The sequence below is a fragment of the Haloarcula sp. CBA1115 genome (assembly GCF_000827835.1).
Taxonomy (GTDB): Archaea; Halobacteriota; Halobacteria; order Halobacteriales; family Haloarculaceae; genus Haloarcula; species Haloarcula hispanica.
This window is the reverse complement of the sequence record NZ_CP010529.1, coordinates 1,262,564-1,286,215: the sequence shown is the minus strand read 5'-3', so window position 1 is coordinate 1,286,215 and position 23,652 is coordinate 1,262,564. Positions and strand designations below refer to the sequence as shown.

Below are 23,652 nucleotides of genomic sequence, written 5' to 3'. Positions count from 1 at the left end.
CTCTCGGTCGACAGTGGGCACCGACAGTATTACCCACGGCCTGCCCCTCACACGGGGTATGCAGCGCCCCGCTGTGATTGTTCTCGGACTCGTCGGCCTCCTCGTCGCGGCTGCCGTCGTTCTCCAGACTGGCCTCTGGATCGAGGTACTCGGGACCGGCGAGTACGAGGAGGGCACAGTGACGGTTCGGGAAGCCTCGGACGCGGCGACACCGACCGCGACACAGCCTTCGACGGATACTTCGATGCCGGAGACGACCATCGCGGCCCGTGAACAAGAGGCTGGGGAACCGCTGGGCACGGTCGAGGTTCGCATCGCACAGACGTTCGATCAGCGGTACGTCGGCCTGAGCAACACCGAGTCGCTTGGGCCCAACGAAGGAATGCTGTTCGTCCACGACGAGGCGGGCCAGCACACCTACGTCATGCGGAACATGTCGTTCCCGCTTGACATCATCTTCATCGACGCCAACGGCACTATCACGACCATCCACCACGCGGCGCTCCCGCCGGAGGGGACCTCCGAGAACGGCCTGACAGGCTACGCGGGGCGGGGCAAGTACGTCCTCGAAGTGAACCGCGGGTGGACAAACCGGACCGGCGTTGCGGTCGGCGACCGGGTCGACCTGCCGCCCGAAGCCACGTAGCCCGACGGCCTTTTGCGGGCTCAACCCTTGGATTCGACAATGGATTTCGACGCGGGTTCGGACGACGACGTGTTCGAAGACGCCAGGGAACGCGTCGACCAGCCGATGCTTCGACTGTTCACCGGCTACGGCCGAGGACAGTGGGGAGCGTTCGTCGTCGGCCTCTGCAGTTCTATCGTGGCTCGGATGTTGGACCTGCTGCCGCCGATTCTTTTGGCGCTGGCTATCGACGCTATCTTTCTGCAGGAGGTCGAATACGGGCTCTTTCTGGTTCCCGATGCATGGATTCCCAGCGGGCAAGGCCCACAGCTATGGCTCACGGCCGGCATCATCGCCGCGTCGTTCGGTATCGGGGCCGTCTTCCACTGGAGTCGGAACTGGGGCTGGAACAAGTTCGCCCAGCACGTCCAGCACGCCGTCCGGACGGACACTTACGAGACGATGCAGCGGCTGAACATGGACTTCTTTGCCGACAAGCAGACCGGCGAGATGATGTCGGTGTTGTCGAACGACGTGAACCGGCTGGAGAAGTTCCTCAACGACGGCCTCAACTCCGCCTCCCGGATGATAATCATGGTCGTCGGCATCGCCACGTACCTGTTCTACATGAACTGGCAGCTGGCGCTGGTCGCGCTGTTGCCGGTCCCGATTATCGCCGTGTTCACGAAGCGATTCATCGACGTCATCCAGCCCAAGTACGCCGAGGTGCGGTCGACGGTCGGCAAGCTCAACTCCAGACTGGAAAACAACCTCAGCGGCATCCAGATAATCAAGACCGCCAACACCGAGCCCTACGAGGCCGACCGGGTCGAGGACACCTCCGAAGACTATCTGGACGCCAACTGGGACGCCATCGAGACGCGAATCACGTTCTTCCCTGGCCTCCGGCTGGTCTCTGGCATCGGCTTCGTCGTCACCTTCATCGTCGGCGGGCTGATGGTGACCGGTCAGGCTCCGGGGCCGCTCACGGCGAGTCTCTCCCGCGGGCAGTTCGTCGCGTTCATCATCTACACCCAGCGCTTCGTCTGGCCGATGGCCCAATTCGGACAGATTATCAACATGTACCAGCGGGCCTACGCCTCCGCCGAGCGCGTGTTCGGGCTGATGGACACCCCCGGCCGCCTGGAAGAGGCCGCGGACGCGCCGCCGCTCGACGTGACCGAGGGACGGGTCGAGTACGACGACGTGTCCTTCAGCTACGACAGCGACGACGAGTCGGTGCTCTCGGACATCTCTTTCGAGGCTGACGGCGGCGAGACGGTCGCCCTCGTCGGCCCGACCGGTGCGGGGAAATCCACCGTCCTGAAGCTCCTGCTCCGGATGTACGACGTGGATTCCGGCACGGTCCGCATCGACGACCAGAACGTTCAGGACGTCCAGATTCAGAGCATCCGTCGCGCCATCGGCTACGTCAGTCAGGAGACGTTCCTGTTCTACGGCACCGTCCGCGAGAACATCGCCTACGGGACGTTCGACGCGACCGACGAGGAAATCGTCGCCGCTGCGAAAGCCGCCGAAGCCGACCAGTTCGTCCGCAATCTCCCGGACGGCTACGACACGATGGTCGGCGAGCGCGGCGTCAAGCTCTCGGGCGGCCAGCGCCAGCGCATCGCTATCGCCCGGGCGATTCTGAAAGATCCCGAAATTCTCATCCTCGACGAGGCGACCAGCGACGTGGACACGGAGACGGAGATGCTCATCCAGCGGTCGCTTGACGACCTGACCGCCGACCGGACCACGTTCGCCATCGCCCACCGTCTCTCGACGGTGAAAGACGCCGACACGATTCTCGTCGTCGAGGACGGCCGTATCGTCGAACGGGGGAGTCACGACGACCTGCTCGCCGCGGACGGCCTCTACGCCAACCTCTGGGCGGTTCAGGCCGGCGAAATCGACGAACTCCCCGAAGAGTTCGTCGAGCGTGCGATTCAGCGACGGGCGCGGACGGATGCTGATGACTGAAACGGTGAGAACGCAATGTTCGAACCGTCAGTTATCAGCAGTTGCCGACGACTGAAGCGGTGAGGACGCCATGTCTGAGCCGTTTGGCTCTGTTAACAGCCGCTTCTCCAGACCTAAAATGGGCTGAAACAGCCGGTCGCTGAAGGGTGTATCCTCCCAGACTCAACCTCTATCCTGTCACTTTAGCTTGACAGTGCCAGCTGGGCCATACGATGGGCTACAGCACACTCTCACAGCTTAGGCAGCAGTTCCGCCGCTATCGCCGACCGACCCTCGCGTGACAAACAGATACGAAACGACGAACGAGACCACAAACAGCGGCGGGAGAGCCAGAACTTGCATCATCGGGTCTGGCGGTGTGACGAACGCGCCGACCACGAACGCCAGAAGGACGGCCAGCGAGTAGGCAGTGACCACCCGTTCACGCCGGTCGGCTGGCTCCGTGCGCGGCTCCCAGTCGTTTCGGACGTAGCGGACCCAGACATAGTAGACCAGGCCAAAACCCGTATACAGAAACAGGAACGTCCAGAGAGTTGAGCCGTTACGTGCGCTGGCCTCCGCACGGGCCCAGTAGCCCAGTGCGATCAGATTTCCAAGGATGATGGCGACCGAAAGCGCGAAAGCAGCACCCATAAACGGCTGTTCACCGGCGAACGGGGCGAATTGCACAGATTCAAGTTGTTCTTAGACACGCATAGACTTTCTGTGAAAGGATAGACACCGTCCGCTGGCCAAATAGCAACATCTGTCCGTTAGCAGCGGTTGCCGACGACAACAGCGACGAGAACACCGGTTTCTCGTCGGCCGGGCACAAACGATTATTACGCATTGTGTTGTAATGCTATCACATGTCAACCACGTACCTCGCTAGCACGGCACTAATGGGCGTGTTGGTGATGGCGGTGGTCGCATGGATGGTCCGCGGGCGCGGCTGGTATCACTACAGCCCGGGGTCGTCAACGAGCGGCCGGTCTCCAACCAGTGACCGCGAGAGTCGCTTCGAGACGTATGCCGACCAGCCGATGGTCTGGGTCGCCGCGTTCGCGGTGCTGGTCGTCGGGCTCCTCATCGGTGTCGTCGCGTCCATCTCCGGCCCCGTCGAGACCCAGTCGATAGCCGGGCTGGCGGTCGCTGTCGTCGGCGGGGCGGGTCTCTGTGGCTACCTGCTGTTTGGCGTCTACCTGTCGGCGACGCGACGAGGGCATCCCCGTTCGCTGGCCGTCGCCGAGTCCGCGACCGTCGCCGGCGTGCTCTTCCTCATCGCCATTGGCTTCCAGTTGGTGGCCTGACTTTCAGGTTGCTTGGCCGGTCACAGTATCGAGTACGCCGCTGCGCCGGTCAGCGCGAGCGCGGCGACAGTCCCGCCGAGGACGAGGTACGTGACGGCCCGTGGTTCCCAGCGCAGGTGCTGGTAGTACGCGGCGACGCCGACGGCCTTGATCACCGACAGCACCATGATGAGCGCGAAGGCGGCCCAGTAGGCGCTGTCGACGAGGCCGGCGAACTCGACGACGGCCTGCGCGGTCGCGAACACGAACAACACGACGTATATGACGGTGTAGCCTTTCCAGTCCATTGTTCTAGAGGATGTAGAAGAGGGGGAACAGGAACAGCCAGACGATGTCGACGAAGTGCCAGTACAGGCCGAAGTACTCGATGGCCCTGTCGTCGCCCTGGTAGGCCCCGTTCCAGGCCCGGACGGTCATGTACGCACAGATGATGAGCCCGATGATGACGTGGGCCCCGTGTAGCCCCGTCGTCAGGTAGAACGTCGACGACGCGATGTTCGTCGAGAGGTTCCAGCCGTTCGGGAACGCCTCTGTGCTGATGTGGAACAGGTGCTGCCACTCCAGTCCCTTGTTGACGAGGAAGCCGACTCCGAGCGCGAACGTCCCGACGAGCGCGGCGACGGTCCCACGCTTGCTCTCGCGCTCTGCGGCGACCATCGCGAGCACGACGAGGAAACTCGACGTGAGCAACAGGTACGTGTTGATGAGGCCGGGCATCGTCACATGTTCGGCCGGGATGAGGTCGTGGTGCCAGGCCGTCCAGCCGTACGCGACCCGGACGAAGGCGTAGGAGCCGATGAAGGCCCCGAACAGGACGATGTCGCTGGCGAGGAACGTCCACATCCCGAGTTTCATCTTCTCGACGCGCTCGAAAGGCCACCGCTCGGCGATGGCCATCTCCGGCGCGTGGAACGGCTCGCGGGTCATGCCGACAAGCGACCCGAACGTCGCCACCCCGCCGATGGCCGCCATCGACAGGTAGAACACGCTCCCCGTCCGCACGCCCGAGAGCCCGAGAAAGGCGATGAACCCGCCGAGGCTGACGAGGAACGGCCAGAAGCTGGCGTGGCTGGCGTGTTCCTCGCCGCCGACCTCGTGGGCCGGCTCCACCGAAGTGGCCGTCGCCGCGGCCCTCGCTGTCACCGCGCCGCCGTCCGTCGCGGTCCCGCCGTCGGTCGCCGCGTGGCCGTGGGCCGCGGCTCCGGGCATGCTTTCGGTCCGCTCGGCGACCGTCTCCTCGTCGAGGAACTCCAGTTTCCCGGTGGCGTAGCTCGGTACACCGGGGAAGTTTTCGAGCGGCGGCGGCGAGGCGGCGGCCCACTCGGCGGAGGTGGCGTACTCCCAGGGGTTCGGCCCGACATCCTCCCCGCGCCAGAGGCTCACAAAGAGGTTGTAGAACATGAGGAGGAAGCTCGCGCCGAGAATGAACCCGCCGACAGTGGCCATCGTGTGCCAGATCTGCAGGCCATCGGGGTAGACGAACACTCGCCGCGGCGTCTCCCAGGCGATGAACATCGGGAAGTACAGCAGATTGAACCCGAGGAAGTAGACGCCGAACTGTATCTTCCCCAGCGTCTCGTTGTACATCTTCCCCGTTATCTTGGGATACCAGTAGTAGAGGCCGCCGAACAGCGCCGTCGCGCCCGCGACCATCACGTAGTGGAAATGCGCGACGACCCAGTACGTCCCGCGGAACTGGTAGTCCAGCACGATTGCGCCGAGGAAGACGCCGGTGATGCCGCCGATGATGAACAGGATGAGCGCGCCCAGCGAGAACAGGAACGGCGTCGTGAACCGGACCCGACCTTTCGCCATCGTGTAGATGAGCGAGAACACCATCAGGTCGAAGGGTAGCGAGATGCCGATGGTCGTCGCCATGAAGATGGTCTTGATTGGGAGGTTGATGCCGGTCAGGAACATGTGGTGCATCCAGACGACGAAGCTCTGGAGCGCCACCAGCACCATCGAGATGATGAACCACTTGCGGCCGACCAGCCGCCGGCCGGTAAAGGTCTGGAAGCACTCGGCCATCACGCCCAGCGCCGGGAAGAAGACGATGTACACCTCCGGATGGCCGAAGAACCAGAACAGGTGCGCCCACAGCAGCGACGCACCCGGGTTGTCCGCGTCGGTCGCCATCGTCGTCCCGTCGATAGAGTACTGGAAGTAGGTCGTTCCGAGGACGTGGTCGGAGGCGAGTATCATCAGCGCCGCCAGCAGCGCCGCGAAGGCGAACAGCATCATCCAGACAGTGAGGTTGATCGACAGCGAGAAGATGGGGATGTCCCGCATCCGGAGCCCCTCGGCGCGCATCCGGTACATCGTCGTCAGGAAGTTCACCGACCCCAGCGTCACCGCGGCGGTGAACATGATGAGTGCCAGCACGACCGAGGTCGCCCCCAGTCCCTCGCCGGGGATGTACGCCGGCGTGTTCAGCGGGGCGTACATCGTCCACCCGCCCGCGAAGGTGGTCCCCTGGAAGAAGGAGACGCCCATCAGGATGCCAGAGAACAGGTACAGCCAGTACGACAGCGCGTTCAACCGCGGGAAGGCGAGGTCGTCCGCGCCGATCTGTAGCGGGACGAGGTAGTTCGCAAAGCCGAAGGCAAACGGCGAAATGAACCAGAACACCATCAGGAGGCCGTGGGTCGACACTGCCTGGTTGTACCCCATTGACCCCAGCAAGTCAGCGCCTGAGGAAATCAGTTCGAGGCGGAACAGCAGGGCGAGGACGCCGCCGAAAATCAGGAAAAACAGCGCGGTGATGAGATACAGCACGCCGATGTCCTTGTGGTTGGTCGTGAGGAACCACCGGCTGACCGACGACTTGGGCGGCAATCCGTGTTCGTGGTCGTGGCTCATGCGGGCGCACCTCCGAGGGCGGTCGCCTCAGTCGCGATTCGCTGGTCCGTCTCGTTGCCGCTCGCCGCCGTCCCGTTCGTCTCCGCGTACCACTCCTCGTACTCGTCCTGTGGCATCACAACCACATCCGTCGTCATCAGCGAGTGGCCGCTGCCACACAGCTCGTAGCACTTGGCGGCGTAGGTCCCCGTCTCGTTGGCCGTGAACCAGGCCGACGTGTACTGGCCCGGGACGGCGTCGGTCTTGACTCGCAACTCCGGTATCCCGAAGTTGTGGAACACGTCCGTCGAGGTCACCTGTAACCTGACCACCCGGTCCTGTGGCACGTAGAGCGTGTTGGTCGTGTGCCCGTTCGGATACACGAAGTCCCAGCCGAACCGGTATCCCTCTACGTCGATCTCCAGCGCCTCCTCTTGAGCCAGATCGGGACCCTGTTCGATGTACAGCAGCTGCGAGTACGTCCAGGCGATGAGCGAGACGACGATGATGGCGCTGATGCTGAACGAGTAGAACACCTTCCGGCCGCCCGCGCCGCCGGTCGGCATCTCCCCCATTTCGGGCCGTTCGACCTTGTCGGCGTACGGGTCCGTTCCGCCCCCGTCGTCGCGGTACTTGAGCGCGTGGTACATCGTGTACGCCACGACGACCACCCCGACGGCTGTTCCCAGCAGCAGGAACACCTCGAAGATCTGGTCGAACACCGCACTGGGTGCCCTGACGTCGCCACCGTGCAAGGGGAACACAACCATGGCGTATGTTATCAAGGATGCCGCCATTTCTTCATGATTCTTCCCACCTTGTAATAGGTATTGCGGACAGATTTCTGACATATGTCCTTCGCTGGCCTAACGTGTGCGGGAACTTTTTTATCTACTGCCATGTTACAACACACCATGGAAGACACGTCACCCGGCGTCGAGGACCCGCCTATCAACGACGACGGCCTCACAGAGGTCGAGGAGTTCGATAGCCTCGCCGGGATTCTCGCCGACGGTGTCGTCGGTGCTGCCGGCGGGCTGGTCGGGACCGCGATGATGTCCGTCGTCTTCCTCATCGCCCAGTCACTGGGCGCGTTCAGTCTCGACGACTTCGCAATCCTCACCGAACTCGTGGGCCTGACCGGCTACGTCCCGGAGGTACTGTTCGGCTTCTTCATCTTCCTCGGCGGCGGGATGTTCCCGTGGCCGCTGCTGTTCGCTTCGCTGAAAGCGTACCTCCCGGGCCAGTCCGATCCCGTCAGCGGCGCGTTCTTCGGCGGCGCGATGTGGACCGGGTTCGTGCTCGCCTTCTACACCGACCAGTCCGGACTCACGCTGGTGCTGTACGCGGTGCTGACGCTCATCGCTCACGTCGTCTACGGCATCGGTCTCGGCGCGGTGTTCAACTACTTCTCGACGCGCCCGGACTCTATCGTCTGAGGCCGAAGACCTGTCTGAGATTGCGAGCTACTCCGTCGTCACTGTCTCCGACGCGGTGAGCGTCGTCGCACGGTGTGTTGCGGACGCGATCTGGAAGTGAACTGTGTGCTCGCCGGCCTCGTATGCATCGCCCAGTTGCTCGGCGAGGTCGAGGCTCCCGCTCGTCGAGCCATCGCCGTAGTGGACGTGTCGCGCATCGTTTGGGATGACCTCGCCGGTCGGCACCGGATCGGTGTTGACGATCGCGTGCAGATGGCCCGTATTCGACGTGATACCGTCGCTGGTGGGTCCGATGGTGTAGTTCTCGACACTGGCCTCCCAGTCAACGACGCTCCCGTCGACGCTCGTCTCGACACTGAGGCTGGCCTCGTCGCTGACGGTCACGTCGACGCTGTCGGTCAGTGCCATCGCCGTGTGTGCGCCGTCCCCCAGTTGGAGGTGGAGCGTGTGCTCGCCGGGGTCTAGTTCCAGCACGCCGTCTTTCTGCCCGGTCCCGTAGTGGATGTGGGCGTCGTCCGTCGGAATTGTCTCGCCCGGCGTTACAGGGTCGGCGTCAACGATGATGTGGTAGTGCCCGGCCCCGCTGGTCACTTCCCCGGCTTCTTCGATGGTAACGCCGTCGGCGGTTGCCCGCCACTGTACGGACGGACTGGTAAGGGCCGCAGTATCGTTTGGGACCGCAACGGAGACGCTGGCGTTCTGTCCGACGCCGTTCCGATACGCCCCGGTCTCCGCTTCTGTGGTGTCGGTGTCCCCGCCGTTCGCTGGCTCCGTTGCCATGCTATCGGTTCCGTCTGTCCGGGTCGGTGTCACCGCGCCGCCGCCCGACTGGTCCTCGCTACAGCCCGCGAGACCGGTCGCTACAGCAGTCGAGACGCCACAGACGAACGTTCGGCGTGTGAGTCTGTCGTCCATATCGCGTGGCCGGAACTGTTGCTCCACGAACACTTAAGCGCTCGACCGGCCGTAAATACGGCTTTGGATAGAATGTCACACCGGTTGCCAGGCACCGGCCGGACCTGTTTCTGCAGTCAATTTCACCGAAACCGGGACTTGCGGGACAAAAGTCGCTGGACGACGCGAGCGATGCGCTGGTGACCGGCGGAGAACGCGGTGAGCATTCGCCGGAACGTGGCTAGCTTGCGCTCAGGCTTCGGCTTCCGCATCGGCGTCGCCGTCCGCCTCCGCGTCCGCCCCGTCTTCACCCTCGAACTCTTCGAGCGTGCTTCGGAGCTGTGGGATCGTCGCGGTGAGGTCACCGATCTGCTCGCGGGCGTCGTCGACGTCGTCGATGAGGTCGGCGATGGTTTCGATTTCCTCGGCGAGGTCGTCGGCGTCCTCGAAGGCGTCCGCGCGTTCGCCCATCGTGTACCACTTCTTCGCGTCGCGGAGGTGGTCCTCGGCGTCGCCCACGTCGAGTGCCGTTTTGAGCGAGTTCAGAACGCCGAGCGTGTTGTCGGCCTCCACGTCCCAGACCGAATCGGCCTCGGGGAGCGCGTCGCGAGCCTCCGCGAGCGACTCCTCGACGTCCGTGCGCATTTCGTTGGCCGCCTCTCCGAACAGTTCGTCGTCGTCCAGACTTGACTGACTCATACGGAGACGTTGGGGCGGTGAGGGATTAAAAGCCCGCCTGAAAGTGAAAGTGAAACCGCAGGATGTGACCGGTCGGCAATTCCTGAAACCGAAAAGCCGTTGTGGCTACTCGGCCCGGATGTCCGAGCGCACCTCGGGAATCGGGTCCATGTCTGCGTCGATGTCACCCAGCACGAGCATCGCGTAGTACCGCAGGAACGTCGTCAGCGGGACCTGTATGAGCGCACCGATAACGAGCAGGACCAGCAGCCCCAGCAGCCCGACAACCCCGGCCAGGACCACGCCGACGGAATTCTGGAGCGCGAGATACAGCGCAAACGCAACGAGCCCGAACGGGATCAGAACGACGATAAATGCGATGATGCCGAGAATCGCGCTGACGATACCGACACCGATCTGGAGGACGATGGAGAAAAACAGGTAGGCGAGGTACTGCTTGGGGTGGCCTTTCATCGACCCCCAGAGCCGCGACCACCCGGAGAGGACGCCGTCGTCGTCCGCCGTCATCAGCGGGACGACAAACACCGTGGTGAAGCCGAAGACGATACCGTAGCTTATCGCGAGCACCGCGAAAACGGCGATGAACAGTCCCGATAGCGCGAGGGCGCTCGACGTACCGACGTTTGCGGCTTCGCCACCGAGCGCCAGGAAGAACACGGCCGCACCGATCACGAGCGCGACGCCGAGCCAGATAACCCCGAGGACAAGCCGGAACAGGAACAGCCGTATTCCGTTCCCGACGTGGTCGCTGAAGTATCGGCGGACGTGTATCTCGCGGTCGATGAGCGCCTGGGTCAACACGAACTCCATGAAGTTACTCAGGATGCCGTACGCGAATGCCAGCAGGATGAACAGGCCGATGACGGCGAGCACAAGGAGCCCAGCCCCGGCGAGTAGTTCGTCCGGTGCGCCGGACGGGACGCCGGGCTCGGAGACTTGCAAGGCGAGGTTCCCGGGCACGGACATCACAGTTTCAAGCGGCGCGGCCAGCTGAAACTCGCTTCCCGGGCCGCTGGGACCGCCGGGTCCGCCGTTCCCGCCGAAATCGCCGAAGTTGCTGAACGACTGGACGTTGTTCAGTCCGACACCACCGCCACCGATGAAGAACACGACGAACGCCATTCGGAGCCACGTCCCCTTCTCGAACGGGAATAGAAACGACTTCGTCGCGTCGATTGCGTCGTCGATATCGTCGACTGCGTGGAGGGCCATATCGGAAGCCTCACAGCCCGCTCTGGTAAAATTTTCGGGCCTGTGACAGTGATTCAGGCTCCCGTCCGGCCATTCACTCCTGCACTGCGTCGACCTGCATCAGCGGGTAGCCGTCCTCCATCGCCATGCTTGTCTCGACCGTGACGCCCTCGTATTCGATGCGCATCTCGACGTCGATGAACCGCCCAGTAAGTTCGGTGTAGTCCGCCCCGCCCTCGGCGATAGCGTCTTCCAGCGCCTCTGTTCGGACGCTGACGGTGACCGCCTCACAGAACGGCTGGTTCTCGATGGCTTCCTCCATCGCCGCCGCAAGCGAGTCGGCGCTGGCCGGGCTGATCGGGGTGCCGGCAAACTGGTGATACAACGACCCGAACTTGACGCCCGCTTCGAAACACGCCTCCTGCGGAGCTGTGGGTTCCATACGCTCGGTCCGGCTGGGCGACACAAAAGCGAACCGCAAGCTACCTATTGCGTGCGACGTATCGTCTCATACGAATGGACGACCCGGTTCTGCTCACCGGCGCTGGCGGCGCTGTCGGGGCGGCCATCCTCGAAGGCCTCGAGGACGCCTACGAGTGGAAACTCATGTTCCACAGCCCACCCGCCGAGGAGCCCGACCACGAGTACCTCGTCGGGGACGTGTCCAGCGAGGGCGACGTGGCCGCGGCGATGGACGGCGTCAGCGCCGTCATCCACCTGGCCGGCGACCCCCGGCCCGAAGCCCCCTGGGACTCCGTCCTCGAAAACAACATCGACGGCACCCAGAAGATGTACGAGGCCGCTGTCGACGAGGGCGTCGAGAAGTTCGTCTTCGCGTCCTCGAACCACGCCGTCGGCTCCTTCGAAACGGACGAGCGCACGCCCGAGATGTACCGCCCGGACGACCAGTACCGCCTCGACGGGACGGAACTTCCCCGCCCCGGCAACCTCTACGGCGTCTCGAAAGCCACCGGCGAGGTGCTGGGCCGCTACTACCACGACCAGTACGGGCTCTCCGTCTGCAACATCCGTATCGGCAACCTCACGCGGGGCCACCCGCCGATAGACTACGAGCGCGGGCAGGCGATGTGGCTCTCCTACCGGGACTGTGCTCACATCCACGACTGCGCGCTCCAGGCCGACTACGAGTACGAAATCGTCTACGGGATCTCCGACAACGACCGCAAGTACTACTCCATCGAGCGCGCGAAAGAGGTACTTGGCTACGACCCACAGGACAACTCCGCGCACTTCGACGGCGAAGAACGCGTCGCCGAACCGGAACCGTAGCGCTGTTACCGGCGTCAGTGAGCTTTTGCCGCCTGCGCCGATACGGTAGCGTCTCCGAGCAACAGGCTGGTTCGAATCGTCCAGTCGCTCTGTCGGACACCAGTCCGGTTCTATTCGTCCGAAGAAACGATCCACTCGCTTCGTCTGTTATCTTCTCCGAGATGGGGCCGACGCTCGCTTCTCGCCGATCGTGGCGCCGACGAGTGCGCCGAGCGCGGCACCACTACTCGCCGCACTTTTACTGAACAGCCCACCGATTCCAGCACCGACGGCAGCGAAAGCGGCAGCGTTCTTGGCACGACTCCACGCACGGATAAGGCGGGACTGCATGTCTCCATCTATTCGGAGTGTTGACATAAGTGCGTGGGTTGGGACACGAACCCAGCAAAAACGCCCGTATCGAAGCTCAGGTCGCCGAACCGGAGCCGTGGCGGGCACACCACGGACCGCTACCACTTCTCGCCGAGCACGCCGCGCTGCCGGTCCTCGTAGGTCCCGTCTCGAAAGACAGTGACCCGCCCGTTCTCCTCGCTCAGCGTCACCACTGCAAACACGGCGTCCCGAGTGGAGGTCTCCAGCGCACTCATGTGTCGTGTCCCCATCCAGTCAGCATACGGGAGCTGGTCGACAGTTTCCGCCTCCGCTTCAGTCAACTGCGTGAGCCGAACCATCGATGGTCTGACTGTGCCGTCACTGCGGACGACAACTGCGCCGTCACACGCAACCGCAACCGACCGGGCCGCCTCGAACAGCGCCCCGGACTGGTCGAACACGCTCGGGCAGTCCTCGACCGGCCACCGGTTCGACCCCATCGGGTCGGAAAACGCCGTCGTCGGGTCGCGCTCGATGACGACGTACAGCCCCGGCCCCCGTACGTGAGCGTCGTCCCACCGGTCGAACGCCAGACTCACGTCCTCGACACAGCCCCTGATTCGGTCGAGAACAGCACTCTCCGGGGCGGCCTCTCTCTCCGCGTCTGTGGGACTCGGACGTTCAATCGAGTCGCTCATTCGGTCGTCTGTCGGTTGGGCCGCCACGGGCATAGTCGGTGCGGATTTCCGGAAAATCCGTTGTGTTGATTAAATGGGTAACCAGCCAGTCAAGCGGCCCGAGCTACTCGAACAGCCCCCGCACGTCGTCGTCTTTCTGCTGTTCCAGTTCGACGTGGTCCCGGAGCCGCTGGTAGACGACGGGGCGCTGGTCGCGCTCGCGCACGAACGAGAACACCATTCCGACGAACTGCGAGCCGCCGTCGCCGTCGAGTTCATCTCGCGCGCGGTCAACAGCGTCGTCGATGACTTCCTCGTCGTACCGGCCAGCCTCCGCCAGCACTTCGGCAGCGATGGCGGTAGCGTCGAAATCAAGCGTGTCGTAGCCAATCGCTTCGCCGTCGTGGGTCACCACTGGCGGGTCCGCCGCTGCGTGGTGTGGGTCCGCCGCCGTCGCCGCGAGGAACGACCGGACCCTGTATAGTGCCACCCCGCGGTACGGGTCGGGCAGGCCGTCGAGGTACTCCACCGCGCTCTCGGCCAGTCCCTGCGCGCCCGACCAGTTCTCCTCGCTAGCGTGGTGGACGACCGCGGTGAACTGGATGAGACCGTGCAGAAACCGCTCGTCGTCACCTTCGTCGAGGTCCAGCCAGTACGCCTCCCACGCGTCGTGTGCGGCGTGGTAGCGACCTTCGTTGTACACTGCGATGCCGGCACGGAGATGGTCGCGCACACGGTGGGTTGTATTCGCGGTCGGAAAACCACATCGCCATCTGTGCAAAGTTTCGACAGCGAGACCCTATTACCGTCGCTCGGCGGTTTGCGTCGGTAGAAACGTCCGGACGGAGTTCCACGCGAGCGTGGAGCACGTCCGGTCGTGAATGGAATGAACGTCCGGACGGAGATTTGAACTCCGGTCCCTGGCTCCGCAAGCCAAGAGGATAGTCCACTACCCTATCCGGACTCATTTCCAGAGAGGGTGGTGCACCTAAAAAGGGTGACGGTTCGCGTGCCGTCACGCGACGAGTAGGCACACTTCGCTACAACGCTGATTTGAGCGACCGGGAGCATCTTTCAACTGGCCTACATTCGGGTGAATATGAAGCGGCGACAACTCCTACGATACGGTGGTCTCGGTTGCTCGATAGCGCTCGCTGGCTGCTTTGGTGGGGCGCCCGGTAGCGGGGAAACATCCACAGAGGGCGCGAGTGAAACCCCGAGTGTGAACGAGACAACATTCAGCGTCACCCAGCGACAGTCCGGGTCACAGACAAGTTCGGCAACGGTGGCTTTCGACGGCGATCAAGTCGTCGTCGAAGGCACTATCTGGGGATCTGATGGGTGCAAAACGGCCGACCTAACAGACGTCACGTACGATTCGAGTGCCGATGAACTTCGCATCAGTGTTGGGACGAAGGATAAACCGGACGCTGGCGATGTGTGTACGCAAGCCATTATGGAGATCGACTACCGGGCGACGGCGACGTTTGAGAACGGGCTCCCCGGCACGGTGTCTGTGTCTCACGACACCGGCGACGGCCAGAGCCCCGTAACAACAGCGACACGCTAACGGCTGCCCACGACTCTCTCAACGTGGTGGCATAACAGTGCCCGCTGCCGGGCCAGCGGACGAGGGTTTATACCCCATCGCATGACCACCATCGAGTAATGGACGGGAGACCACCGAAATCGACCGACAGCGGCCGTTCGCTCGCCCAACGACAACGCTTAAGCGCGCCCCAGCCCAGCGTCCCATAGATAGATGGGTGCGATAGAGGACATTTACGAGGACCTAGAGACGGACGTCCCCGAGGAGGAGTTCCGCGAGGCCGTCGAGGAGAAGGTCGAGCAGATGGGCGGGCTCGCCGACGAGGAGACGGCCGCGATGCTGTTGGCCCACGAGCTCAACGAGAACGAGGTCAACGCCATCGCCGATATCGAACCCGGGATGGACGAGGTGAAGTTCCTCGCCAAGGTGATGGCCATCGGCGACCTGAAGACCTTCGAACGCGACGACGAGGACGAGGACGGCCGGGTCATCAACGTCGAGGCGGCCGACGAGAGCGGCAGCCTCAGGCTCGCCTTCTGGGACGGCCAGGCCGTCGACATCGACGAGGGGCAACTGGAGGTCGGCGACGTACTCCGGGTGAAGGGTCGGCCGAAGGACGGCTACAACGGGCTGGAGGTGTCCGTCGACAAGGCGGAGCCGGACGACGACGCCACAATCGACGTGGAGCCGGGCGCTGGCTCGTCCATCGACGCGCTGACGATGGGCCAGTCCGACGTGACGCTGCGCGGGCTCGTGCTTGATACCGACACCATCCGGACGTTCGACCGGGATGACGGCAGCGAGGGCCGTGTCTCGAACCTCACGCTCGGCGATGAGACGGGGCGTATCCGGGTGACGCTGTGGGACGACCGAGCCGACCGCGCCGAGGAACTCGATGCGGGGGCGGCCGTGGAGATAATCGATGGCTACGTCCGGGAGCGGGACGGCTCGCTGGAACTCCACGTCGGCGACCAAGGGGCCGTCGACGAAGTGGATGACGACGTGGCCTTTGAGCCCGACGCTGACCCAATCGCGGAGGTCGAACTCGAAGAGACAGCCGATATTGCTGGCGTCGTGCGCTCGGCCGACCCCAAGCGGACGTTCGACCGCGACGACGGCAGCGAGGGACAGGTCCGAAATGTCCGCATCCAGGACGCGACGGGCGACATCCGCGTGGCGCTGTGGGGCGACAAGGCGGACAAGGACATCGCGCCGGGCGACGAAGTGCTCGCGGCGGATGTCGAAATCCAGGACGGCTGGCAGGACGACAAGGAGGCCTCGGCGAGCTGGAACTCTACGGTCGTCGTGCTCGACGACGGCGCGGATCTGGCGACTGGTGGCGCAGGTGGGGGAGCCAGCGCCGAGACGACCGACGCCGAACACGCTGGCCTGTCCTCCTTCGGTGACGGTGCGGACGACGCTGATACCGACAACAGCGGCGACGGGGCGGCCGCAGTCAGTGCTGGTACCGGCGACACGTCGCCGGACGGTGGCGCACAGAGCGCCGGCCAGCAGGTGGAGTTCACCGGCACCGTCGTCCAGACCGGCGACCCCGTGGTGCTGGACGACGGCGAGCAGACGATGAGCGTCGAAACCGGCGAGCGCGTGCAGTTAGGGCAGGAGATAACGGTCCGTGGCGAACTCCGCGACGACCGGCTTCACGCTGAGGACGTGTTCTGAGTCGCCGAGCGACGCTACGGAAACTCTTAAGACCGCAACACTCCCGGGTTTGGGTATGAGTGTCGAGCTACCGTTCGCACCGGTGGATGCGGTCATTCGGCGGAACGCGGACGGGCTCCGGGTGAGTGCCGACGCTGCGGAGGAACTGGCTCGTCGAATACAGGACCACGGCGCTTCGCTTGCCGTCACAGCAGCCACCGAGGCCACCACGGACGGCCGAAAGACGCTGATGCCGGCCGATTTCGGCATCGAGCAGGTCCCGGAGAAGGACGGCCTTGAACTCCCCGTCGCGCCGGTCGACCGCATCGCACGGCTCGACATCGACGACGACTACCGCGTCGCAATGGACGCCCGCGTCGCCCTCGCGTCGCTCCTCGAAACGTACGCCGACGACACGGCCGCCGCGGCCGCCACGTTGGCTCGTCACGCTGACCGTCGGACGATCAAGGCAGCTGACGTCGAAACGTACTTCGAACTCGAACAGTACTACTGAATGAACTTCGGCTACCGCGAGGTCTGTCTGGACCACGACACCGGGCCGCGACATCCGGAGAGTCCCGACAGACTTCGAGCGATACGGCGCGCGCTCAAGGAGAACCACGGTGTCGAGTACGTCACCGCCGACGACGCCGACATCGACCTCGTGCGCGAGGTCCACGACACCGACTACATCGAGGAGTTCCGCGAGTTCTGTGACGACGGCGGCGGGAACTGGGACGCCGACACCGTCGCGGTCGAGGAGACGTGGGACGCCGCGCTCGCGTCGGCAGGCCTCGCTGTCTGGGCGGCGGAAGCCGCGCTTGACGGCAACGCCGGCCGCGACACACCGTTCTCTCTGGGCCGACCGCCCGGCCATCACGCTGTGGGCGACGACGCCATGGGCTTCTGTTTCATCAACAACGCGGCCGTCGCGGCACAGGCGGCCCTCGAAGCCGATGCCGAGCGCGTCGCCATCTTCGACTGGGACGTCCACCACGGGAACGGTACACAGGACATCTTCTACGACCGTTCCGACGTGTTCTACGCCTCGATACACGAGGACGGCCTCTACCCCGGCACTGGCGACATTGAGGAGACCGGCACGGGGAACGCCGACGGCACGAACCTCAACGTCAAGTACAAGCCCGGCGCTGACACCGCCGACTACCTCGCCGCGATCGACGAGTGCATCGCGCCGGCCATCGAGGACTACGACCCCGACCTGTTGCTCATCAGCGCCGGCTTCGACGCGCACGAACACGACCCGATTTCACGGATGCGCGTCTCGACGGAAGGGTACGGCGCAATGACGGACCGCATGCGCTCGCTCACAGACGCCTGTGACGCGGCGCTTGGAATCATCCTCGAGGGCGGGTACGGACTTGATACCCTCTCAGACTCGGTTACGACCGTTCACGAAGTCTTTGACGGCTACCAGCCGATGGAACCGGACGACGACGTCAGCGACGACGCCCGCGACGTTCTCGATGACCTCGCCGATCAGGGCTTCGGCTCGAAGTAGTCCGCCAGATCGACGCCGAAACCGTCGGCAAGCGCTGTAATCTCTGTGCCGACCAGTACCTCGTAGCCGTCCTCCAGTGCCGACTCGATCCGTGGCCCCAGCCCCACGTCGAAGACAGCATCGCTCAACAGGAACCCGGTAGCTGTGGTGATCGCGCGTGGCCGCTCGACGACGTAGCGGTCGCCGTCGATGAAGGGGCCGGCCACCTCGGGGTCGTCGTCGTACTTCTCGAAGAACCCGCTCGCGTGCTCGCGGACGTGGACCGGCGGCCCTTCGTGGCGCTCGACGGCCGGCCGCTCGGCGACGGCAAATTCGAGCAGCAGGACGGCGTCCCGCTGTGCTGGTGATCCGCTGTCGCCGCCGGCGGTAGCTCTCGCACTGTCGACGGCTCGGCCCCCGTCGTCTCCGCTGCCGTCCTCGACGAACGCGGCCGACCGCAGGACCTCGAACCCCAGTCGGTCGAGTTCGCTGCAGAGCCCATCGAGGGATTTCCGGAGCTGGGGCCAGAGCTGGTCGTCGACCACGTCCGGGGCGACGAAGCGGAGCGCCATCGGCGTTGTTTCCCGCTGTGACACAGCGGCTTCGATGTCTGGTGCTGCGAACGGCTCAGGGTCGTCCTCGGTGAACAGCGAGGCCCGTGGTTCGGCGAGCAGGTCCCGGGCGTAGTGCTGGAGCCTGGCGACGTTCGTGGCGGACAGCACCGCCGCGACGTTGCGCTCCGGGTCCGTCGGGTCGATGACGACCAGCGGGTCGTCGAACGTCTCGCTCCCGTGGTCCTCGGGGTCCAGCCGAACCGGCGGGTACCAGTCCGCGACTGCCTCGACGAACGCCCGGAAGCCGCCGTACTCGAGTACCAGCAGCTCCGTCAGATAGCCCGAGAACCCGCGTGTTCGGAGGTCGCTCCCGTAGACACCGATACCCTTCAGGAACTGCTTTGCCACCCGCACCTCGCCCGCGCCGTCGTCGTCCAGTCGCTCCTGCAGATATCTGGTGTGAAACGGTGTCCGGTCGACCGCGGACTGGATCTCGGTGGCGTCCTCGACCGCGTAGCAGGGCACCAGATCCACGGCGTACCCCTCGCGCTCGCCGACGACGTAGGGGTGTTCGGCGTACTCCTCGCGCCCATCGGGGAGGACTTCGTGCCCGACCGTCAGCCCGTATTCCTCCAGCGCTTCGCGGTCGAGTGACGGTGGAAAACAGACGAACACGTCCACGTCTCGGTCGCCGGCGGTCCACGTTCCGCGGGCCGTCGATCCGACTTGCACTACCTCCGCAGCGACCGGCAGGTCGGCGACGGCCGCCTCGGCGTCGGCCATCACCGCGTCGGCGACCCGCTGTAACTGCGCTCGCTCGTCGTCGGTTGGCGAGGCCCGTGCTCGCATCTCCTCGACGACGGCGTCGAACTCATCGCTCATACCGCCGCTTGCGCACAAGTGCGTGAAAGCGTGTCGATGCCGACTGGAAACGAAAGCCCTAATTACCAACTCTGGCAATGATTGGATGCGTTCGCGCCGCCGTAGCTCAGTTGGTAGAGCACCTGGTTGTTACCCAGGTTGTCCCAGGTTCGAGCCCTGGCGGTGGCGTCGTTCTTTCACTCACAAATCGACGAGCGCTGCGACTCCGTCACTGTCGGCTTTCAGGGCCGCTGGACGGTGAGATATGCAGCCGATGCACGAAACTCTCTGTATCGACCCACCTGTCTCTCCGAACCCCACCACTCCAACCCGACAGGCTAAAGATGCGGACTCATCAACACCATTCTGAAGGGCCCTTAGCTTAGTCTGGTTAAAGCGATCGGCTCATAACCGATTGAGCGCTGGTTCAAATCCGGCAGGGCCCATGTCCACCACTGGCAGAACGGTCTGCAATGCGGTCGGAGTCTCATATTTTCGAGGGGAAGGCGACTCACACGCCTACAACTCACTCGTCCACGACGACGACCTTGACCTGTTGGACACCACCAATCGCCCGGAGACGGTTGGCTAGCTCCGTGATATTGCCGCCCGCGCCCTCGACGACCAGGGTCTCCATGCAGGTGTCGTGGGAGAGATGAATGTGCTGGACGGAGGTGATGATGTCGGCCATCTCGTGTTGGACCGTCTGAAGCTCGTCTGCGATGCCCGAGACGTGGTGGTCGTGGACGATGACGATGGTCCCGTGGTGGTGTTTTTCGTCACCGGACTCCCACTCGTAGGTCGCAAAGAAGTCACGTAGCGAGTCACGAATGGCTTCCGACCGGCTCGCGTACTCCCAGTCGTCGACGATACCGTCGAGTCGGTCGACCATCGACGAGGGGAGTGTCAGGCTGATCCGGTCGAGGTCCTCACTCATGTGTGTCGATAGAGAGGGGCTCGCATATGGATATCCGGGCTTCGGTAATACTCACTCGTCGGCAGTAATACTGCCCGATGAAAAAGTATTATTACTGCGCCGGGGCCAGACCCGGGTAGCATGCACATTCCCGACGGATATATCGATCTACCGCTTGCGTTGCTGTTCGGTGCGCTTGCGGTCGTCGTTCTGAGCGTCGCTGCCAAGCGTGTCAACGGTGAGATTTCCGATGCGCGCGCGCCGCTGCTCGGTGTCGTCGCAGCGAGTATCTTCGCCGCACAGATGCTCGACTGGCCAATTCCCGGGGGCACCAGCGCCCACTTCGTCGGGGGCGCGTTCGCGGCGATTCTCCTCGGTCCGCACCTGGGCGCGCTCTGTGTCGCGACTGTCGTCACGATTCAGGCGCTCGTCTTCGGTGACGGCGGGCTCGTGGTGCTTGGCGCGAACGTGTTCAACATGGCTGTCGTCGAGGTGTACGTCGGCTACGCCATCTATCGCCTGCTCGTTCCCTACGGCGAGTTCCGCGCGGCCTTCGTCGCGGGGTGGCTAGGAATTACGGCCGGCGCGCTGACCGCCGCCCTTCAGCTGGGCCTTTCCTCTGCGTTCCAGTACCAGTTGCTGACGACGCTGTCGATAATGGGCGTCGGGCACCTCGCGTTGGGCCTGATTGAAGGGGCCATCACCGCCTCGGTCTACCGCTATCTGGCCCGCGCTCGCCCCGACCTGCGACCGAACGCCGCCCCGGAGGTGAGTGCGTGATGGCCCGGGATCTTCCCGACTGGCTACCTCGTGCCCTCGCCGCGCTGCTGGTCCTGACATTGCTCGCGCCGGTGTTCGGATGGGCGGCCGGTCAGGTCGGCTACGCCGAACCGCTCGAAAACGCCGCCGAGGCGACCGATGCGACGGAACACGCCACCGCCGTCGGTACCGCGCTGTTCCCGGACTACGGCGTCCCCGGTCTCGGTGGTGCAACCGGAACGTTCGTGTCGGCCGTCGTCGGGACGGCGCTGACGCTCCTCCTCGGTGCCGGCATCGGTCGCCTGCTCGGGGCGGATACCGACCAGCGGCAGTAGCTGATGTCCGGCAGAGACCTGCTCGACCGGACCGTTGCGGCCATCGCGGCCAGCGCCCAGTGGTTCCTGCTCGCTGAGGACCTGCCGGACCGGGACGGGTTTCTCCAGGCCGTCACGCCGACGGTCAAGCTCGTCGGCGTCGCGACGCTCGTCGCCCTTACCGTGACACAGCGGACACTGGCAGTCGTCAGCGCGCTCGCGCTCCTCGCTTCGGTGCTTGCGGCCATTTCTCGGATACCTATCCGTACTTTCTTGGGGCGGCTGACCGGCCCGCCGGCGTTCGCGTTCGTCGTCGTCGCGCCACAGGCCATCCTGATGGGTGGTCCCTCGCTTGGCTCGCTCCCGCTCTCGGCCGCTGGCGTCGACTACGTGCTTACGTTCGCCGTCCGCGTAACCGCGTGTGTCGGCTTCCTGTCCGTGCTGCTGTTGACCACCCGCTTCGCCGACCTCTTGGCGGCGTTTCGCCGGCTCCGGGTCCCGTCGATTGCCGTCTCGCTGCTCGGAATCACGTACCGCTATCTGCTCCTCTTTTTCGCCGAACTCGAACGCATGGTCCGGGCTCGCCGGAGTCGAACCATCGCCGAGCCGAGCCTCCGCCGGAACTGGCGCGACTCGGGGAACTTCGTGGGCTCGTTTCTCGTCCGCAGTCTGGAACGCGGCGAGCGGGTCCAGCGGGCCGCTCGCGCTCGTGGCGGGACTGGCTCGACGCCGGCACAGCCCCGGGAACCGCTCGGGCGGGCCGACCTCGCCTTCGGACTGGTCGTCGCGCTCGCCGTCGTGGTGGTGGTCGCGTGACTGCTATCGAGGCGACTGACCTCCGGTACGCATACCCCGATGAAACGCTGGCCGTCGACGGCGTCGATGTGTCCATCGAGCGCGGCGACCGCGTAGCGCTGCTCGGCCCGAACGGGGCTGGCAAGTCGACGCTGCTGGAACTGCTGGGCGGGCTGGTCGACCCCGATGGCGGGCGGGTCCGGTACTTCGGGGAGACGACCGACGCCGACACCGTCCGCAGCCGTCTGAGCGTCCTCACGCAGAACCCTGCGGACTACCTGTTCAACCCGACCGTTCGCGAAGACCTCGCCTACGGGCCGGCGCAACTCGACTGCGAGCGCGCGGAGGTTGACCGCCGCGTCGAGCGAGTCGCGGCCCGGCTCGACCTCGACGGCCTCCTGTCGAAGCCGCCGTTCCGGCTCAGCGGCGGTGAACAGCGCCGGGCTGCTCTCGCCAGCGCGCTCACCGTCGAACCGGACGTACTGTTGCTCGATGAACCGGTGAGCAACGTCGACGCCGCGAACCGGGAGACGATTCTCGACCTGCTGGACGAACTCGCGGCCGAGGGCGTCACGCTCGTCGTCTCGACGCCGGACACCGAACTCGTCCCGCACGTCGCGGGCCGGGTCCTGTTGCTCGACGATACCGGCACGATTGCCGCGAGGGGGCCCACCCGCCGTATCCTGACTGATACTGACCTGTTGCGGGACTGTGACCTGCGCCCGCCACAAGTCGTCAGACTGTTCGAGGGCCGGACGGACGACGTGCCACTGACCGTCGCGGGGGCCGCCGAACGGCTGGACGCGGACGGTCCGGATACCATGGAGTGACGGTCTGACGCGCAGAGAAACTGGCGCTTTTCACACCACCCTCACTCTGACGCGTCGAGCAGGCGGCCGTGTACGTCGATTTCGCCGTTCCGAATCCGGGTGCTGCTGATCCGCGTGCCGTCTTCGGCGACGACAAACGGCGGCGTGTGGATCTCCAGCGGGTGGAGCCCCGCGTCCCGCCGCTGCTGATTGAGTTCGTAGGCGCGGCGCTGTGCCTTCGCCTCCGGCGAGGCGACGAGCGCATCCACGTCGGCCCGCGTCGCGGCTGGTCCTTGCGTGTCCTCTAATTGGAGAATCTCGTAAGTGGCGGTGTATGACTCGCCTAACTGGCCCAACTCGGCATCGAGCGCGGCATGGCGGTCGTCGTACGCACCCAACTGCTCCGCGTGTCCCGGGTCGCTACGCGTCTCTGTAGCCAGTTCGGAACTCGTCAGACCGACGATGACGTGGCCATCGCCACGTCCGTCGTGGCTTGCGGTCTGGAACGCCTTGTGTAGGAGCGCCCGGTGGCCGTTGTGAATCGGTGTGAAGGTCCCGCCGAGAATCGCTGTCCGGTCCGCGTCTGCCATACGCGAATGTCCCACCAGTGTCATATATAACTGCTGTCCGTCGCATGACTCGCCAGTGCCAACAGCTTCTACCGACTGTACCCCGGTAACACTCACGTCAGCAGT

Annotated in this window: 26 protein-coding genes and 3 tRNA genes; 15 read left to right on the top strand and 14 right to left on the bottom strand. The window is 64.5% G+C overall.

What is annotated here, in order from left to right:
- Nucleotides 1-58 precede the first annotated feature (58 nt).
- A complete protein-coding gene (locus tag SG26_RS06355; protein WP_050037136.1) occupies nucleotides 59-646 on the top strand; it encodes a DUF192 domain-containing protein in 588 nt (195 codons plus the stop codon).
- A gap of 39 nt (nucleotides 647-685) precedes the next feature.
- A complete protein-coding gene (locus SG26_RS06350; protein ID WP_050037135.1) occupies nucleotides 686-2,608 on the top strand; it encodes an ABC transporter ATP-binding protein in 1,923 nt (640 codons plus the stop codon).
- Nucleotides 2,609-2,845: 237 nt separating this feature from the next.
- Here SG26_RS06350 and SG26_RS06345 read toward each other — a convergent pair whose 3' ends face one another.
- Entirely contained in the window at nucleotides 2,846-3,277 is a 432-nt protein-coding gene (locus SG26_RS06345) for a hypothetical protein (protein ID WP_225306785.1), read from the bottom strand.
- Between the two features lie 179 nt (nucleotides 3,278-3,456).
- On the opposite strand from SG26_RS06345, the gene SG26_RS06340 reads away from it, so the two are divergent.
- Complete coding sequence (locus SG26_RS06340; RefSeq protein ID WP_050037134.1) at nucleotides 3,457-3,897, top strand: hypothetical protein; 441 nt, start codon at nucleotides 3,457-3,459, stop codon at nucleotides 3,895-3,897.
- Between the two features lie 20 nt (nucleotides 3,898-3,917).
- Here the strand turns inward: SG26_RS06340 and SG26_RS06335 are convergent, their stop codons facing one another.
- From SG26_RS06335 to coxB, 3 genes are read right to left on the bottom strand one after another with little or no spacing between them, the layout of a single operon-like run.
- The gene (locus tag SG26_RS06335; RefSeq protein ID WP_014041416.1) at nucleotides 3,918-4,184 is read right to left on the bottom strand and encodes a cytochrome C oxidase subunit IV family protein; all 267 of its coding nucleotides are present in this window, start codon (nucleotides 4,182-4,184) and stop codon (nucleotides 3,918-3,920) included.
- 4 nt (nucleotides 4,185-4,188) lie between these two features.
- Nucleotides 4,189-6,759, bottom strand: a complete 2,571-nt coding sequence (locus SG26_RS06330; protein ID WP_050037133.1) for a cbb3-type cytochrome c oxidase subunit I — start codon at nucleotides 6,757-6,759, stop codon at nucleotides 4,189-4,191.
- Entirely contained in the window at nucleotides 6,756-7,508 is a 753-nt protein-coding gene (gene coxB / locus SG26_RS06325) for a cytochrome c oxidase subunit II (RefSeq protein WP_014041414.1), read from the bottom strand. Before coxB ends, SG26_RS06330 begins: the two co-directional genes overlap by 4 nt.
- 144 nt (nucleotides 7,509-7,652) lie before the next feature.
- Between coxB and SG26_RS06320 the strand changes: the two genes are divergently transcribed.
- Nucleotides 7,653-8,177: a DUF6789 family protein gene (locus SG26_RS06320; protein ID WP_014041413.1), complete on the top strand. Its 525-nt coding sequence runs from the start codon at nucleotides 7,653-7,655 to the stop codon at nucleotides 8,175-8,177.
- 27 nt (nucleotides 8,178-8,204) lie between these two features.
- Here SG26_RS06320 and SG26_RS06315 read toward each other — a convergent pair whose 3' ends face one another.
- From SG26_RS06315 to SG26_RS06300, 4 genes are all read right to left on the bottom strand, one after another.
- A complete protein-coding gene (locus SG26_RS06315; RefSeq protein WP_050038250.1) occupies nucleotides 8,205-9,092 on the bottom strand; it encodes a DUF4399 domain-containing protein in 888 nt (295 codons plus the stop codon).
- A 231-nt stretch (nucleotides 9,093-9,323) separates the two neighbouring features.
- Complete coding sequence (locus tag SG26_RS06310; protein WP_014041411.1) at nucleotides 9,324-9,770, bottom strand: DUF5790 family protein; 447 nt, start codon at nucleotides 9,768-9,770, stop codon at nucleotides 9,324-9,326.
- A 105-nt stretch (nucleotides 9,771-9,875) separates the two neighbouring features.
- Nucleotides 9,876-10,982, bottom strand: coding sequence for a hypothetical protein (locus tag SG26_RS06305; RefSeq protein WP_050037132.1), 1,107 nt, complete (start codon nucleotides 10,980-10,982; stop codon nucleotides 9,876-9,878).
- 73 nt (nucleotides 10,983-11,055) lie between these two features.
- Nucleotides 11,056-11,403, bottom strand: a complete 348-nt coding sequence (locus tag SG26_RS06300; protein WP_008307666.1) for a dihydroneopterin aldolase family protein — start codon at nucleotides 11,401-11,403, stop codon at nucleotides 11,056-11,058.
- Between the two features lie 74 nt (nucleotides 11,404-11,477).
- Between SG26_RS06300 and azf the strand changes: the two genes are divergently transcribed.
- Nucleotides 11,478-12,251, top strand: a complete 774-nt coding sequence (gene azf, locus SG26_RS06295; RefSeq protein ID WP_008307667.1) for an NAD-dependent glucose-6-phosphate dehydrogenase Azf — start codon at nucleotides 11,478-11,480, stop codon at nucleotides 12,249-12,251.
- Nucleotides 12,252-12,700: 449 nt separating this feature from the next.
- On the opposite strand, the gene SG26_RS06290 is transcribed toward azf, so the two are convergent.
- The 3 genes from SG26_RS06290 to SG26_RS06280 all read right to left on the bottom strand — a co-directional run bounded on the left by SG26_RS06290 (nucleotide 12,701) and on the right by SG26_RS06280 (nucleotide 14,204).
- The gene (locus SG26_RS06290) at nucleotides 12,701-13,261 is read right to left on the bottom strand and encodes a diadenylate cyclase (RefSeq protein WP_079980843.1); all 561 of its coding nucleotides are present in this window, start codon (nucleotides 13,259-13,261) and stop codon (nucleotides 12,701-12,703) included.
- A gap of 103 nt (nucleotides 13,262-13,364) precedes the next feature.
- Complete coding sequence (locus SG26_RS06285) at nucleotides 13,365-13,973, bottom strand: DUF309 domain-containing protein (RefSeq protein ID WP_050037131.1); 609 nt, start codon at nucleotides 13,971-13,973, stop codon at nucleotides 13,365-13,367.
- Nucleotides 13,974-14,131: 158 nt separating this feature from the next.
- Nucleotides 14,132-14,204: transfer RNA gene (locus SG26_RS06280), tRNA-Arg, on the bottom strand.
- Nucleotides 14,205-14,462: 258 nt separating this feature from the next.
- Here SG26_RS06280 and SG26_RS06275 point away from each other — a divergent pair.
- The 4 genes from SG26_RS06275 (at nucleotide 14,463) to SG26_RS06260 (ending at nucleotide 17,970) form a co-directional block, all read left to right on the top strand.
- The gene (locus SG26_RS06275) at nucleotides 14,463-14,810 is read left to right on the top strand and encodes a hypothetical protein (protein ID WP_023843424.1); all 348 of its coding nucleotides are present in this window, start codon (nucleotides 14,463-14,465) and stop codon (nucleotides 14,808-14,810) included.
- Nucleotides 14,811-15,002: 192 nt separating this feature from the next.
- Nucleotides 15,003-16,469: a single-stranded DNA binding protein gene (locus SG26_RS06270; RefSeq protein WP_050037130.1), complete on the top strand. Its 1,467-nt coding sequence runs from the start codon at nucleotides 15,003-15,005 to the stop codon at nucleotides 16,467-16,469.
- Between the two features lie 55 nt (nucleotides 16,470-16,524).
- On the top strand, nucleotides 16,525-16,962 hold the full coding sequence (locus SG26_RS06265) for a histone (RefSeq protein ID WP_005537260.1): 438 nt from the start codon (nucleotides 16,525-16,527) through the stop codon (nucleotides 16,960-16,962).
- Complete coding sequence (locus tag SG26_RS06260) at nucleotides 16,963-17,970, top strand: histone deacetylase (protein ID WP_050037129.1); 1,008 nt, start codon at nucleotides 16,963-16,965, stop codon at nucleotides 17,968-17,970.
- Here SG26_RS06260 and cca read toward each other — a convergent pair.
- A complete protein-coding gene (cca, locus tag SG26_RS06255; protein ID WP_050037128.1) occupies nucleotides 17,949-19,385 on the bottom strand; it encodes a CCA tRNA nucleotidyltransferase in 1,437 nt (478 codons plus the stop codon). The genes SG26_RS06260 and cca overlap by 22 nt on opposite strands.
- A gap of 95 nt (nucleotides 19,386-19,480) precedes the next feature.
- Between cca and SG26_RS06250 the strand changes: the two genes are divergently transcribed.
- Together SG26_RS06250 and SG26_RS06245 are read left to right on the top strand one after the other, a co-directional pair.
- Nucleotides 19,481-19,553, top strand: a tRNA-Asn gene (locus SG26_RS06250).
- Nucleotides 19,554-19,735: 182 nt separating this feature from the next.
- Nucleotides 19,736-19,810 (top strand) — tRNA-Ile (locus SG26_RS06245).
- Nucleotides 19,811-19,890: 80 nt separating this feature from the next.
- On the opposite strand, the gene nikR is transcribed toward SG26_RS06245, so the two are convergent.
- Nucleotides 19,891-20,301 carry a nickel-responsive transcriptional regulator NikR gene (gene nikR, locus SG26_RS06240; RefSeq protein ID WP_008307710.1) on the bottom strand — a complete coding sequence of 137 codons (411 nt, stop codon included), beginning with the start codon at nucleotides 20,299-20,301 and terminating at the stop codon, nucleotides 19,891-19,893.
- A 120-nt stretch (nucleotides 20,302-20,421) separates the two neighbouring features.
- Here nikR and SG26_RS06235 point away from each other — a divergent pair, with 120 nt between their 5' ends.
- The 4 genes from SG26_RS06235 to SG26_RS06220 are packed head-to-tail and all read left to right on the top strand — an operon-like array spanning nucleotide 20,422 to nucleotide 22,978.
- A complete protein-coding gene (locus tag SG26_RS06235) occupies nucleotides 20,422-21,060 on the top strand; it encodes an energy-coupling factor ABC transporter permease (protein WP_050037127.1) in 639 nt (212 codons plus the stop codon).
- On the top strand, nucleotides 21,060-21,374 hold the full coding sequence (locus SG26_RS06230; protein WP_014041401.1) for a PDGLE domain-containing protein: 315 nt from the start codon (nucleotides 21,060-21,062) through the stop codon (nucleotides 21,372-21,374). The genes SG26_RS06235 and SG26_RS06230 overlap by 1 nt, the downstream gene beginning before the upstream one ends.
- 3 nt (nucleotides 21,375-21,377) lie before the next feature.
- Nucleotides 21,378-22,169, top strand: coding sequence for a cobalt ECF transporter T component CbiQ (gene cbiQ, locus SG26_RS06225; protein ID WP_014041400.1), 792 nt, complete (start codon nucleotides 21,378-21,380; stop codon nucleotides 22,167-22,169).
- The gene (locus SG26_RS06220; RefSeq protein WP_050037126.1) at nucleotides 22,166-22,978 is read left to right on the top strand and encodes an energy-coupling factor ABC transporter ATP-binding protein; all 813 of its coding nucleotides are present in this window, start codon (nucleotides 22,166-22,168) and stop codon (nucleotides 22,976-22,978) included. The genes cbiQ and SG26_RS06220 overlap by 4 nt, the downstream gene beginning before the upstream one ends.
- Nucleotides 22,979-23,019: 41 nt before the next feature.
- On the opposite strand, the gene SG26_RS06215 is transcribed toward SG26_RS06220, so the two are convergent.
- Entirely contained in the window at nucleotides 23,020-23,547 is a 528-nt protein-coding gene (locus tag SG26_RS06215) for a phosphopantetheine adenylyltransferase (RefSeq protein ID WP_050007467.1), read from the bottom strand.
- Nucleotides 23,548-23,652 lie beyond the last annotated feature (105 nt).

Bases quoted from the DNA above. Each gene is read 5' to 3' on its own strand.
- SG26_RS06355 (WP_050037136.1), top strand. From the start codon at position 59: ATGCAGCGCCCCGCTGTGATTGTTCTCGGACTCGTCGGCCTCCTCGTC.
- SG26_RS06350 (WP_050037135.1), top strand. From the start codon at position 686: ATGGATTTCGACGCGGGTTCGGACGACGACGTGTTCGAAGACGCCAGG.
- SG26_RS06340 (WP_050037134.1), top strand. From the start codon at position 3,457: ATGTCAACCACGTACCTCGCTAGCACGGCACTAATGGGCGTGTTGGTG.
- SG26_RS06335 (WP_014041416.1), bottom strand. From the start codon at position 4,184: ATGGACTGGAAAGGCTACACCGTCATATACGTCGTGTTGTTCGTGTTC.
- SG26_RS06330 (WP_050037133.1), bottom strand. From the start codon at position 6,759: ATGAGCCACGACCACGAACACGGATTGCCGCCCAAGTCGTCGGTCAGC.
- coxB (WP_014041414.1), bottom strand. From the start codon at position 7,508: ATGGTTGTGTTCCCCTTGCACGGTGGCGACGTCAGGGCACCCAGTGCG.
- SG26_RS06320 (WP_014041413.1), top strand. From the start codon at position 7,653: ATGGAAGACACGTCACCCGGCGTCGAGGACCCGCCTATCAACGACGAC.
- SG26_RS06315 (WP_050038250.1), bottom strand. From the start codon at position 9,092: ATGGACGACAGACTCACACGCCGAACGTTCGTCTGTGGCGTCTCGACT.
- SG26_RS06310 (WP_014041411.1), bottom strand. From the start codon at position 9,770: ATGAGTCAGTCAAGTCTGGACGACGACGAACTGTTCGGAGAGGCGGCC.
- SG26_RS06305 (WP_050037132.1), bottom strand. From the start codon at position 10,982: ATGGCCCTCCACGCAGTCGACGATATCGACGACGCAATCGACGCGACG.
- SG26_RS06300 (WP_008307666.1), bottom strand. From the start codon at position 11,403: ATGGAACCCACAGCTCCGCAGGAGGCGTGTTTCGAAGCGGGCGTCAAG.
- azf (WP_008307667.1), top strand. From the start codon at position 11,478: ATGGACGACCCGGTTCTGCTCACCGGCGCTGGCGGCGCTGTCGGGGCG.
- SG26_RS06290 (WP_079980843.1), bottom strand. From the start codon at position 13,261: ATGAGCGACTCGATTGAACGTCCGAGTCCCACAGACGCGGAGAGAGAG.
- SG26_RS06270 (WP_050037130.1), top strand. From the start codon at position 15,003: ATGGGTGCGATAGAGGACATTTACGAGGACCTAGAGACGGACGTCCCC.
- SG26_RS06265 (WP_005537260.1), top strand. From the start codon at position 16,525: ATGAGTGTCGAGCTACCGTTCGCACCGGTGGATGCGGTCATTCGGCGG.
- SG26_RS06260 (WP_050037129.1), top strand. From the start codon at position 16,963: ATGAACTTCGGCTACCGCGAGGTCTGTCTGGACCACGACACCGGGCCG.
- cca (WP_050037128.1), bottom strand. From the start codon at position 19,385: ATGAGCGATGAGTTCGACGCCGTCGTCGAGGAGATGCGAGCACGGGCC.
- nikR (WP_008307710.1), bottom strand. From the start codon at position 20,301: ATGAGTGAGGACCTCGACCGGATCAGCCTGACACTCCCCTCGTCGATG.
- SG26_RS06235 (WP_050037127.1), top strand. From the start codon at position 20,422: ATGCACATTCCCGACGGATATATCGATCTACCGCTTGCGTTGCTGTTC.
- SG26_RS06230 (WP_014041401.1), top strand. From the start codon at position 21,060: ATGGCCCGGGATCTTCCCGACTGGCTACCTCGTGCCCTCGCCGCGCTG.
- cbiQ (WP_014041400.1), top strand. From the start codon at position 21,378: ATGTCCGGCAGAGACCTGCTCGACCGGACCGTTGCGGCCATCGCGGCC.
- SG26_RS06215 (WP_050007467.1), bottom strand. From the start codon at position 23,547: ATGGCAGACGCGGACCGGACAGCGATTCTCGGCGGGACCTTCACACCG.